The organism is Rhodococcus sp. MT28 (assembly GCF_058792695.1).
Map to the genome: position 1 here is coordinate 302,337 of NZ_JBXAFD010000005.1, position 12,300 is coordinate 314,636.

The 12,300-nt window shown below is 62.9% G+C and carries 12 protein-coding genes; all 12 read left to right on the top strand.

The window, feature by feature from the left end; genetic code table 11:
- Positions 1 to 7: 7 nt before the first annotated feature.
- Positions 8 to 967 carry a cation diffusion facilitator family transporter gene (locus AC1Q6C_RS21205; protein WP_042450115.1) on the top strand — a complete coding sequence of 320 codons (960 nt, stop codon included), beginning with the start codon at positions 8 to 10 and terminating at the stop codon, positions 965 to 967.
- Between the two features lie 86 nt (positions 968 to 1,053).
- The gene (locus tag AC1Q6C_RS21210) at positions 1,054 to 2,550 is read left to right on the top strand and encodes an amino acid permease (protein ID WP_007731185.1); all 1,497 of its coding nucleotides are present in this window, start codon (positions 1,054 to 1,056) and stop codon (positions 2,548 to 2,550) included.
- A 111-nt stretch (positions 2,551 to 2,661) separates the two neighbouring features.
- On the top strand, positions 2,662 to 3,888 hold the full coding sequence (locus tag AC1Q6C_RS21215; protein WP_492666765.1) for an alkane 1-monooxygenase: 1,227 nt from the start codon (positions 2,662 to 2,664) through the stop codon (positions 3,886 to 3,888).
- Complete coding sequence (locus tag AC1Q6C_RS21220) at positions 3,888 to 4,073, top strand: rubredoxin (protein WP_003940827.1); 186 nt, start codon at positions 3,888 to 3,890, stop codon at positions 4,071 to 4,073. The genes AC1Q6C_RS21215 and AC1Q6C_RS21220 overlap by 1 nt, the downstream gene beginning before the upstream one ends.
- Positions 4,070 to 4,252: a rubredoxin gene (locus AC1Q6C_RS21225; protein ID WP_003940894.1), complete on the top strand. Its 183-nt coding sequence runs from the start codon at positions 4,070 to 4,072 to the stop codon at positions 4,250 to 4,252. Before AC1Q6C_RS21220 ends, AC1Q6C_RS21225 begins: the two co-directional genes overlap by 4 nt.
- A gap of 48 nt (positions 4,253 to 4,300) precedes the next feature.
- Positions 4,301 to 4,942 carry a TetR/AcrR family transcriptional regulator gene (locus AC1Q6C_RS21230; protein WP_003941024.1) on the top strand — a complete coding sequence of 214 codons (642 nt, stop codon included), beginning with the start codon at positions 4,301 to 4,303 and terminating at the stop codon, positions 4,940 to 4,942.
- 60 nt (positions 4,943 to 5,002) lie between these two features.
- Positions 5,003 to 6,481 (top strand): adenosylhomocysteinase, encoded by a 1,479-nt coding sequence (ahcY, locus tag AC1Q6C_RS21235; RefSeq protein ID WP_003940766.1) that lies wholly within the window; start codon positions 5,003 to 5,005, stop codon positions 6,479 to 6,481.
- A gap of 80 nt (positions 6,482 to 6,561) precedes the next feature.
- Positions 6,562 to 7,203, top strand: coding sequence for a dTMP kinase (locus AC1Q6C_RS21240; RefSeq protein ID WP_007731190.1), 642 nt, complete (start codon positions 6,562 to 6,564; stop codon positions 7,201 to 7,203).
- A 116-nt stretch (positions 7,204 to 7,319) separates the two neighbouring features.
- On the top strand, positions 7,320 to 7,997 hold the full coding sequence (gene mtrA, locus AC1Q6C_RS21245) for an MtrAB system response regulator MtrA (protein WP_003941013.1): 678 nt from the start codon (positions 7,320 to 7,322) through the stop codon (positions 7,995 to 7,997).
- Complete coding sequence (gene mtrB, locus AC1Q6C_RS21250; protein ID WP_019747781.1) at positions 7,994 to 9,733, top strand: MtrAB system histidine kinase MtrB; 1,740 nt, start codon at positions 7,994 to 7,996, stop codon at positions 9,731 to 9,733. The genes mtrA and mtrB overlap by 4 nt, the downstream gene beginning before the upstream one ends.
- Positions 9,730 to 11,508: an MtrAB system accessory lipoprotein LpqB gene (gene lpqB, locus AC1Q6C_RS21255; protein WP_492666766.1), complete on the top strand. Its 1,779-nt coding sequence runs from the start codon at positions 9,730 to 9,732 to the stop codon at positions 11,506 to 11,508. Before mtrB ends, lpqB begins: the two co-directional genes overlap by 4 nt.
- Positions 11,509 to 11,541: 33 nt before the next feature.
- Positions 11,542 to 12,273, top strand: coding sequence for a ComF family protein (locus AC1Q6C_RS21260; RefSeq protein WP_064074961.1), 732 nt, complete (start codon positions 11,542 to 11,544; stop codon positions 12,271 to 12,273).
- Positions 12,274 to 12,300: the final 27 nt, after the last annotated feature.

The following is a 12,300-nucleotide window of genomic DNA, read 5'->3' on the forward strand; positions in this document are numbered from 1 at the left end:
AGACATTGTGTCGGCTCATGGTGGCAAGAAGGCAATTCTGGCGGCCCTCGGAGCCAATGCCGGAATTGCCGTAGCCAAGTTCGCCGGATTCTTGATCACCGGATCGTCGTCGATGCTCGCCGAATCGGTGCACTCGGTGGCCGACACGTCCAATCAGGGTTTGCTGCTCCTGGGGCAGAAGAAGGCAGAACGTGACGCGGATCAACTGCACCCGTTCGGCTACGGGCGCAACCGATACTTCTATTCGTTCGTCGTTGCACTGGTGCTCTTCACCCTCGGTTCGCTGTTCGCGATTTACGAGGGTATTCACAAGATTCAACATCCGGAAGAACTCAATTCGGCTTTCGTGGCAATCGCGATTCTTGTCATAGCGATTTGTCTGGAGGGCTACAGCTTCCGGACCGCAGCGAAGGAATCACGACCGCTCAAGGGAAATGCGTCGTGGTGGAACTTCATCCGAACCTCTCGTAGCCCGGAACTCCCGGTTGTGCTGCTCGAGGACACCGGCGCATTGATCGGTCTCGTCCTTGCACTCGGCGGCGTCGGCCTCACGATGGTGACCGGAAATCCGGTCTTCGACGGCATCGGAACTCTGTGCATCGGTGTCCTGCTCGGCATCATCGCGATCATTCTGATCATCGAAATGCAGTCGCTGCTGATCGGTGAGGGCGCAACGGCGGTGGAGACCGAACTGATCCTCAACGCCCTGGTCGACGGAACTCGTATCGAACGCGTCATTCATTGCAAGACGCAGTACCTCGGTCCCGAGGAGATCCTTGTTGCTGCCAAGGTTGCGGTGCCGATCGGATCGACGATCTCGGACGTGGCGACGGCGATCGACGAGGCCGAGTCTCGCGTGCGCGCTGCAGTGCCTGCGGCGCGGGTGATCTACCTCGAGCCGGACCTGGATCGTCTCAGCGCAGGAGATCGCCCTGAAACAGATCTACAGGCTCCCGACAAACCCTGAACAAAGCTGCACCTGCGGGCTTAGGCTGATGCCATCTCTCTACTTGCCCATGGTGGGACCTGCTGGTCCCCAGCAAGGAGGCGGCAATGGCTGTCAAGGACGAGCAGGCCGGATCTGGACGGTCGAAGCTGTTTCGAACCAAATCGATCGAGCAGTCCATCAAGGACACCGACGAGCCGGAAACCAAACTCCGGAAAGAACTGAACTCGTGGGATCTCACGGTGTTCGGTGTCGCAGTCGTCATCGGTGCGGGCATCTTCACACTCACGGCTCGGACGGCGGGAAATGTCGCCGGGCCGTCGGTCTCGCTCGCGTTCGTCATTGCCGCCATCGCCTGCGGACTGGCAGCGCTGTGTTACGCCGAATTCGCGTCGACGGTCCCGGTTGCCGGTAGCGCGTACACGTTCTCGTACGCGACGTTCGGCGAATTCGTCGCCTGGATCATCGGCTGGGATCTCATCCTCGAATTCGCCTTGGCGTCTTCGGTGGTCGCCAAAGGCTGGTCGCTGTACCTCGGCGAAGTGATGGGCTCACGCAGCCCGATCGTCGAGTTGGGGCCGATCTCGTTCGACTGGGGTGCGGTGCTGGTGATCGCTGTCATCACGATCCTGCTCGCGACCGGCACAAAACTCTCGTCGAGGGTGTCGCTGGTGATCACGGCGATCAAGGTCGCGGTGGTGTTGCTGGTGATCGTCGTCGGCCTCTTCTACATCGACACCGACAACTACTCGCCGTACATTCCGCCGTCGGAGCCGGGCTCGACGGGAGAGGGCATCCACCAGTCGTTGTTCTCGTACGTGACCGGGGCCGGTGGCAGCACCTTCGGGTGGTACGGATTGCTCGCGGCAGCCAGTCTGGTGTTCTTCGCGTTCATCGGCTTCGACGTCGTCGCCACGACGGCGGAGGAGGCGAAGGAGCCGCAGAAGGCGCTGCCACGCGGCATCCTGGGTTCGCTCTTGATCGTCACGGTTCTGTACGTGGCGGTGACACTGGTGCTGACCGGGATGGTGAAATACACCGAGCTCGAGGGCGATACATCCAACCTGGCAACGGCATTCGCCTTCCACGACATCACGTGGGCGAAAAACGTCATCTCGTTCGGTGCGTTGGCCGGTCTCACGACAGTGGTGATGGTGTTGATGCTCGGGCAGACCAGGGTGCTCTTCGCGATGGCACGCGACGGTCTGATGCCACGACGCCTGGCGCCGACCGGCAAGCACGGAACCCCTGTGCGGATCACGATCTTGGTCGGCGTCGTGGTCGCGGTGCTCGCCGGCGTTTTTCCGATCGGCACCCTCGAGGAAATGGTCAACATCGGCACACTGTTCGCTTTTGTTCTCGTCTCGATCGGGGTTCTCGTGCTCCGTCGGACGCGTCCCGACCTACCTCGCGGATTCAGGGTGCCGCTGGTCCCGCTGGTCCCGATTCTGGCCGTCCTCGCGTGTCTGTGGCTGATGTTCAACCTGTCGGTGGAGACCTGGATGAGGTTCGTGGTCTGGATGGCCCTCGGCGTTGTCATCTATTTTGCCTACAGCAGGCAGCATTCGATGATCGGGAAGCGTGAACGCGGCGAAATCGAGTAGATGTACAAAGTTTATGATTTGTCTATGACTTGTACAAAATCAGTAGTACTGTCTACCTCATAGTGAACTGACTCACAGTTTTCGGGTCGGTCCGAATCGAGGAGGTAGACCGTGTCGACGCACGTGGACTCGCAATCCGGCCAGACGCTCCCGCCCGAGCAGTGGCGTGACAAGAAGAGATACCTCTGGCTGCTCGGCCTCGTGCCGCCGACGGCGGTCTTCATCGCCGTCGGATTGGTCGCGTTGTTCAACAGTCTCGGATGGAATGCGGTCTCGCCGGTGTGGTGGTGGATCGGGCCGCTTCTCGTCTACATCCTGCTCCCGATCCTCGACATCTTCTTCGGCCCGGACGGCGAGAATCCGCCGGACGAAGTGATGGAGCGCCTCGAGAACGACAAGTACTACCGGTATTGCACCTACATCTACATACCGTTCCAGTTGGTCAGCCTGGTCATGGCCTGCTACCTCTGGTCGGCGACCGATCTGTCCTGGCTCGGAATCGACGGGGGACTTGGGCTGATCTCCAAGATCGGTCTGGCGATCAGTACCGGTTGTGTCGCAGGAATCGGGATCAACACCGCACACGAGCTCGGTCACAAGAAGGACGATCTCGAACGCTGGTTGTCGAAGATCACTCTGGCGCAGTCGTTTTACGGCCACTTCTACATCGAGCACAATCGTGGACACCACGTGCGCGTCGCCACGCCCGAGGATCCGGCGTCGTCTCGCTTCGGTGAGAGCTTCTGGACCTTCCTGCCGCGCAGTGTGTGGGGATCTCTGCGCTCGTCGTGGTCCCTGGAAAAGGCCAGACTCGATCGACTGGGTAAGAAGCCGTGGACAATTCGCAACGACGTCCTGCATTCGTGGTTGATGTCCGTCGTACTGTTCGGTGTCCTCGTCGCCGTCTTCGGCCTCTCGGTACTGCCGTTCCTGGTGCTGCAGGCCGTGTTCGGATTCTGTCTGCTCGAAACCGTCAACTACCTCGAACATTACGGACTGAAGCGTCGTCGTCTGGACAGCGGGCGGTACGAGCGTGCAGCACCGGAGCACAGTTGGAACAGCGATCACATCTGCACCAACATCTTCCTGTATCACCTCCAGCGTCACAGCGATCATCACGCGAACCCGACGCGTCGTTATCAGACGCTTCGAAGCATGGACGGTGCGCCCAACCTGCCCAGTGGGTACGCGAGCATGATCATCCTCGCCTACGTTCCACCGCTCTGGCGAAAAGTGATGGATCCCAAAGTCCTTGCGCACTACGGCGGCGACATCACCCGCGTCAACGTTCAGCCGTCCAAGCGTGATCGCATCCTTGCTCGGTACGGAGCAGCGTGATGAGCAGCTATCGATGCCCGGTGTGTGAATACGTCTACGACGAATCGAAGGGTGCACCACGAGAAGGGTTTCCGGCGGGCACGCCGTGGGATGCCGTGCCGGACGACTGGTGCTGTCCGGACTGCGGCGTGAGGGAAAAGCTGGACTTCGAGCCGATGCCGGCAACGGCGGGGAGTGAATCATGAACGACTACAAGCTGTATCAGTGCGCGCAATGCGGCTTCGAGTACGACGAGGCGGTCGGCTGGCCGGAGGACGGTATCGAACCGGGCACTCGCTGGGACGACATTCCCGAAGACTGGAGTTGCCCGGACTGCGGGGCGGCGAAGAGCGACTTCTTCATGGTTGAGGTCGAACGACGGTGAGATGCGTCGGCGTCGAACGGACCTAGGTGCGGCGGTAGTGTCGTCACCATGACTTCGACGCCCACTCGTCTGCCGCAGAAAGAAGCGTCGCGCCTGCTGCTGCGTACGTCGGTGCTCGATTCGATGCGTGAGTTGTTGACCGAGCGCGACTGGTCCGAGGTGACGCTGACGGTTCTGGCCAAGCATGCCGGTGTGAGTCGTCAGACGCTCTACAACGAGTTCGGCTCGAGGCAAGGGCTTGCCGAGGCGTACGCGCTTCGCCTTGCTGACGGCTTCGTCGACGCGGTGGACGAGGCCATGGTGGCGAACGACGGACGTGCAGTCGAGGCATTGACGGCGGGTTTCGGATCGTTTTTCGCCTCCAGTGCAACCGACCCGTTGGTGATCTCTCTGCTCACCGGTGAGGCCAAGCCGGACCTGCTTCGCCTGATCACCACCGACAGTGCGGTCATCATCGAGCGCGCGTCGTCGCGGCTTGCGGAGAGTTTCCAGCGAGGGTGGATACAGGCGTCACCCGCAGACGCCGGAATTCTGGCCAGGGCGATTGCGCGTCTCGGGCTGAGCTACATTTCGATGCCGCCGGAGTCCGAGGCTTCGGTGGCGGAGGATCTGGGCATACTGCTCGGGCCGTTCATCGACGTGGCGCGCGAGGGCCGCGCAGTAGAGGGGCGGGCGGGAGAGGGCGTCTAACCGATAGCCTGGTACACCGATAGGCTTGTGCAGAGTATGCACGTCAACCAGGAGAGGCAGATGACGACCTCAGTTTCAACAACGCCCGTGGCCGAGAGCCGTAACGGCATCGACTTCAAAGTTGCAGATCTTTCGCTCGCGGAGTTCGGTCGCAAGGAAATCCGTCTGGCAGAGCACGAGATGCCCGGCCTCATGGCGCTTCGTCGCGAATACGCAGAGGTGTTGCCGCTCAAGGGCGCTCGCGTTTCCGGCTCGCTGCACATGACCATTCAGACCGCGGTGCTGATCGAGACGCTGACCGCGCTCGGCGCCGAGGTCCGCTGGGCTTCATGCAACATCTTCTCCACGCAGGATCACGCTGCCGCCGCCATCGTCGTCGGTCCGCACGGCACCCCGGAAGAGCCCAAGGGCGTTCCGGTTTTCGCCTGGAAGGGTGAAACCCTCGAAGAGTACTGGTGGGCAGCCGAGCAGATGCTGACCTGGCCGGGTGAGCCTGCCAACATGATTCTCGACGATGGCGGCGACGCCACCATGCTGGTGCTCAAGGGCGCACAGTTCGAGAAGGCCGGCGTCGTCCCGCCGACGGACGACGACCAGGATTCCGACGAGTACAAGGTCTTCCTTGCACTTCTGCGTCAGTCCCTCGAGTCCGACAAGGGCAAGTGGACGGCAATCGCCGAGTCCGTCCAGGGCGTCACCGAGGAGACCACCACGGGCGTTCTGCGCCTGTACCAGGTTGCCGCTGCCGGTGAACTCACGTTCCCCGCTATCAACGTCAACGACTCGGTCACCAAGAGCAAGTTCGACAACAAGTACGGCACGCGCCACTCGCTGCTCGACGGCATCAACCGCGGCACCGACGTTCTGATCGGCGGCAAGGCTGCGCTGGTCTGCGGTTACGGAGACGTCGGCAAGGGTTGTGCCGAGGCACTTCGCGGCCAGGGCGCTCGCGTCGCGGTCACCGAGGTCGACCCCATCAACGCCCTGCAGGCGCTCATGGACGGCTTCGAGGTCAAGACAGTCGAGCAGGCCATCGGCTGGGCCGACATCGTGATCACGTCCACCGGTAACAAGGACATCATCACGTTCGAGCACATGAAGGCCATGAAGCATCAGGCCATCCTGGGCAACATCGGTCACTTCGACAACGAGATCGACATGGCCGGCCTCGAGAAGTCCGGCGACGTCACGCGGATCAACATCAAGCCGCAGGTCGACGAGTTCACGTTCGCCGACGGCCACTCGATCATCGTGCTGTCCGAAGGCCGCCTGCTCAACCTCGGCAACGCGACGGGCCACCCGTCGTTCGTGATGAGCAACAGCTTCTCCAACCAGGTCATCGCGCAGATCGAACTGTGGACGAAGCCGGACGAGTACGACAACGAGGTCTACCGCCTCCCGAAGCACCTCGACGAGAAGGTCGCCAAGATCCACGTCGAGGCACTCGGTGGCACGCTGACCAAGCTCACGAAGGATCAGGCAGAGTACATCGGCGTCGACGTCGAAGGCCCGTACAAGCCCGAGCACTACCGCTACTGACCCGGTGATTCGTCGCTGAGGATGTAGTGGCCGCCGTCCCCCGGTCTGCGCAAGCAGGCCGGGGGATAGGCTTGTCCGCCGTGGGAACACTGGTGGCATTGGAAGGCCTCGACGGCGCTGGAAAGCGAACGTTGATCGGCAAAGTGGAGAGCGAACTCCGCCGCGGCGGCACGTCGATCGCGACTCTGGATTTTCCGCGGTACGGGAAGTCGATCCACGCGGATCTTGCTGCCGAGGCACTCAAAGGATCGCACGGAGACCTGGCTGAATCCGTGAACGCGATGGCAGTCCTGTTCGCCCTGGACCGCGCGGGTGCGGCGGATCGGATCTCGGACCTGTTGTCCGCCAACGACATTGTTCTCCTCGATCGCTACGTGGCGTCCAACGCCGCCTACAACGCGGCGCGCGCGCATCAGGGCGTGGACGGCGAGATGGTCGCCTGGGTCCGTGAATTGGAGTTGGGTCGACTCGCTCTTCCCGCTCCCGATCTGCAGTTGTACCTCGACGTACCGGTAGCTCTGGCCGAGCAGCGTGCCCGCTCGCGTGAGGCCGAGGACGCGTCGCGTCAGCTCGACGCCTACGAGCGCGACGGCGGCCTGCAGGCCAGAACCGGTGAGCTCTACAAGCAGTTGGCAGCGACGGACTGGGTCTCGCCCTGGTGGATCGTGGGGCCGGAGACGGACCCGGGCGAACTGGCGCGCAGGCTCGCGGATTTCGCGTGATCGGTCACCCTTGCGGCCGGGATTCGAACTTTCCGGCACAGTAGAGGGAAAGACGCGGCACGCCGCACGGCCTCGTAACGGTCTGATTCATCGCTCCGAGATGCAACGATAGGGATATGAAACCAAGGATTCTGGTTGTCGACGACGACACGGCACTCGCCGAGATGCTCACGATCGTGCTGCGTGGTGAGGGTTTCGATCCCTACGTGGTAGGCGACGGAACCCTGGCGCTCGCGGCAGTGCGTGAGACCCGGCCCGACCTCGTCCTGCTCGATCTCATGCTTCCCGGAATGAACGGGATCGACGTATGCCGAGTTCTGCGTGCGGATTCCGGCGTGCCCATCGTGATGTTGACGGCCAAGACCGACACCGTCGACGTCGTACTCGGCCTCGAATCCGGTGCGGACGACTACATCATGAAGCCGTTCAAGCCGAAGGAGCTGGTGGCGCGGGTGCGTGCTCGCCTGCGCCGTACGGAAGAGGAGCCGGCCGAACTGCTGAGCATCGCCGACATCGTGATCGACGTTCCGGCACACAAGGTCAGCCGCGGCAGCGAGCAGATCTCGCTCACACCACTCGAATTCGACCTGCTGGTCGCATTGGCGCGCAAGCCGCGCCAGGTGTTCACCCGTGAAGTCCTCCTCGAGCAGGTGTGGGGATACCGCCACGCCGCCGACACCCGCCTGGTGAACGTGCACGTTCAGCGTTTGCGCGCCAAGGTCGAAACTGATCCCGAGAATCCCGAAGTGGTTCTGACGGTCAGGGGGGTCGGCTACAAGGCCGGACCGCCGTGAGCGGAGTTTCCAGGTGGCGTCGTCGTCTCAACCGACGGCTGACGCCATTTCTGCGGTGGTGTCACTCGATGAGCAACACCCTCGCGCACACGTGGCGACGCTCGCTCCAATTGCGAGTGGTCGTCTCGACTTTGACGTTGTCCTTGATCGTCATCGTCATTCTCGGTGTCGTGCTGACCAGCCAGATCACCGATCGGCTGTTGGAAACGAAGATCACCGCGGCGACCGAGGAAATGGACCGAGCCCGCGGCATCGTCGAAGACCAACTCGCGGGCGTCGACGATTCGACGGCGCTCAACGTTCAATTGGAAAGCGCTGCATCCGGACTGACGAGCCGTCGAAACCAGACCTCGGGCCAGGCCTCCGGGTCGGCCGGCACCTTCGACCCGGTGCTCATCGTGCCAGGGGACGGGCCGCGCCAGCCGACGAGTTCGGGACCGGTCGATCAGATCCCCGACAACCTTCGCGAGTTCGTCAAACGCGGCCAGATCAGTTACCAATTCGCGACGGTGTCCAACCCGAACGGTTACTCCGGACCCGCGCTGATCATCGGTAGCCCCACCGCGTCGTCGATATCGGGACTCGAGCTGTATCTGATCTTCCCGCTCGCCAGCGAAGACCGAAGTCTGTCTCTTGTTCGAAGCACCCTGCTGATCGGTGGAGCCGTGTTGCTGGTGCTCTTGGCGGCGATTTCGCTGTTGGTTGCCAGACAGGTCGTGCTTCCCATCCGATCGGCCTCGCGAATCGCGGTGCGTTTCGCAGACGGCCGACTCAAGGAACGAATGCCGGTCCGCGGCGAGGACGACATGGCGCGCCTGGCCATGTCCTTCAACGAGATGGCCGAGAGTCTGTCCAAACAGATCACCCAGTTGGAGGAGTTCGGCAGCCTCCAGAAACGCTTCACCTCCGATGTCAGCCATGAACTGCGCACACCACTGACCACGGTCCGGATGGCCGCCGACCTGATCTACGACGGCAGCGAGAACCTCGACCCCATGCTGCGTCGGTCGTCGGAACTGCTTGTCGCCGAACTGGACAGGTTCGAAGGGCTACTGGCGGACCTCCTCGAGATCTCCCGTCACGACGCCGGTGTCGCGGAACTTGCGTCCGAACAACTCGACGTCCGTATGTGTGCGCGAGCGGCCGTTTCCACGGTTCGCCATCTCGCCCGCGAATCCGGCACCGAACTGATCGTGGACATGCCCGACGAGCCGGTCATGGCAGATGTCGATCCGCGCCGCGTCGAACGCATCCTGCGAAATCTCCTTGCCAACGCCATCGACCACGGTGAGGGGAAGCCGATTCTGCTTCGCCTTCGCGCCGACGACAATGCCCTCGCCTTCATCGTCCGCGACAGTGGCGTCGGGTTGCGTCCGGGCGAGGAGAAGTTGGTCTTCAACCGGTTCTGGCGATCGGACCCGTCCCGCGTGCGCCGCAGTGGCGGCACCGGACTCGGCCTCGCGATCAGTGTCGAAGACGCGAATCTGCACGACGGCAAGCTCGAGGCCTGGGGCGAACCGGGAGTCGGCGCCTGCTTCCGGCTGACGCTCTCGCGCACCCGTGGCAAGAAAGTCGTGTCGAGCCCACTGCCTCTCAAGCCGACGACCACAAAGTTCGTCCGCACGCCGAGCGAAGCCGACATCGTCGCCGATACAGTCGGCGAGGTCACGTCGTCCCTGCCGACTCCGCGCGAATCGGACTCGCGGAACGAGTCCAACGGTGGGGATCGATCATGATCGGAACCCGCCGCCGTCTGGCACTTCTCGCAACAACGCTCAGCGTGCTGTTGCTGACCGGCGCGTGCGCGAGTTTGCCGGACTCCTCCTCGCCGCAGGCAATCGGAACTCTGGCAACCGCTGTGCCCGGAACCTCCGTCGAATCACCGGCCTCGGGGCGAGAGCCGGACCTGCTGGTACGTGACTTCGTCAAGGCGAGTACCGATCCGTCCAACCGGCACGCCGCAGCCCGTCAGTACCTGACCAAGGACGCTTCGGCGCGTTGGGACGACGCGGCAAGTGCTGTCATCGTCGACAAGGTCGATGTGCTCTCGGTTTCTCGAACCAGCACCGAAGCCGTCTACACGATTCGTGTGAACAAGGTCGGTCGCCTCGACCCGGGAGGACTGTACGTTCCCGAAGAGGGCAGCTTCGAAGCGAGGATGACCCTGGCGTTGACCGACGGCGAATGGCGGATCAGTGATCTGCCTCCCGGCGTGATCATGGAGCGTCCGCAGTTCCTCGGCGCTTACCAGCGGAAGTCGTTGTTCTTCCTCGACCCCACCAGCCAGACGGTCGTCCCCGATCTTCGCTGGATCTCCGGCGGGCAGGACCAGGTGGCGGCTCAGCTGATCGGTCTGATGATCGACGGACCGAAGGCAGCGCTGGCGCCGGCTGTGCGAAACGAACTGGGCAATGGCGTGTCGGTGATCGGTCCGATCACCAAGGCCGACGGTAAGCCGGGACAGGTCGGAGTCGGTCTCGGTGGTGTGCGCATCAACTTCCGCCTTGACAACCCGATGGATGCTGCTACTCGCGGTTTGTTTGCAGCACAGGTCATTTGGACGCTCGCCAACGCCGATGTGGCAGGGCCGTACGTTCTGGAGATCGACGGCGAACCGCTGGACGCGGCTCATGCCGACGGCTGGACCACCGCCGACGTCGCATCCACCAACCCACTGGCCACCACGAGTGCAACAGTCGGACTGCATGCACTGCGCAACGGGTCACTGGTGAGTGTCACCGAGCAAGAGGCGACTCCGGTGCCCGGTTTCGCGGGCAATGCGGGCAACCTCACGGCGGCTGCTCTCTCACGGGACGGCAAGTTGGTGGCAGCCGTCGCGGACACCGCTCGGCCGGATCCCGGCACAAGATTCGACTTGTCGCTCGGGACATACGGCGAAGGGTCCGTTCCGGTACTCGAAGGCAGCGCCATCACCAGGCCTTCGTGGGAGTTGGACAACAACGCGGTCTGGACGGCTGTGAACGGCAATACCGTCGTTCGGGTCGTCCGTGAACCAGGCACCGGCCGGGTGTCGGTCACCAACGTCGACGTCGGGGCCCTGACGTCGGTCGGTTCCACGATCTCGGAACTGCGTCTGTCGCGGGACGGCGTGCGAGCGGCGATGATCATCGACGGCAAGGTCTACCTGGCTGTGGTCGTGCGCACCGCCAGCGGGGTCTACGCCCTGACGAGTCCACGCGCAGTGGCCTCCGGCTTGGGCAGTACCGCGCTCTCACTCGACTGGAGCAACAGCGACACCATCGTGATCGCGCGCAGTGGAGCCGACATACCGGTTGTCCAGGTCGCGATCGACGGCTCACGGATGGACGCGCTGCCGAGTGGAAACCTGACCGCTCCCGTCACCTCCGTGGATGCATCGCCGACCACCGAGTACGTCGCCGACGCGCGTGCGGTGTTCCAACTGAACAACAACGACCCCGCCGGGGATCGCCGCTGGCGTGAGGTGACCGTGCTGACCGGACAGAAGGCGATTCCGGTTCTGCCTGGCTGACGCCTCTGCGCTCTGGTGAATGTCTGCGCTCTGATGCATGTCGGTGCTCAGGTTCATGATTCGGCCATGGGGGACAAGAAATTCGGTGCCGGTCTGCTCGACCTGCTGTTGCCACGCGAGTGTGGTGGGTGTGGCCGCTCGGGGACTCTGTGGTGCGGTGAGTGCGCGGAACTGCTGCGCGATCATCCGCTTCAACTGAGTCCGCGCGTGGATCCGGGCGTGCCCGTCTGGGCACTCGGCCGCTACGACGGCCCCAGGCGGCGCAGTGTGATCGAGATGAAGGAACGGGGTCGTCGGGACCTCGCGATGCCTCTGGGGATCGCTGTGGCCGACGCGTTGGCCACTCTGGAACGGTGGGGCGAGCTCGGCAGCGGGGGTCGTCCGCCGATCGTGCTGGTGCCGGCTCCCACGCGCGCCCGAGCGGCGCGATCTCGCGGAGGTGATCCGATTCGCCGGATAGCCGAAAGTATGCGCGGAAAGCGGGAAATTGGTTCTGTCGCGGGTCGTCCGGTACGTGTCTGTCCGATTCTCCGGATGACGCGAGGTGTACGTGACTCGGTGGGACTGTCCGCGGCCGACCGGGTGACCAACGTGAACGGTCATGTGTCTCTCGACACCACTGCGATCTCTTCGATTGCCGGGGACAGTGACATCGTCCTGCTCGACGACGTCCTCACCACGGGAGCGACTGCGGCAGAGTCGGTTCGGGCCCTCTCGCTCAGTGGGATTCGGACAACTCTCGTGCTTGTCCTTGCAGGGGCTTAGATGAATTTCGTTGGAACAGTGGCACTC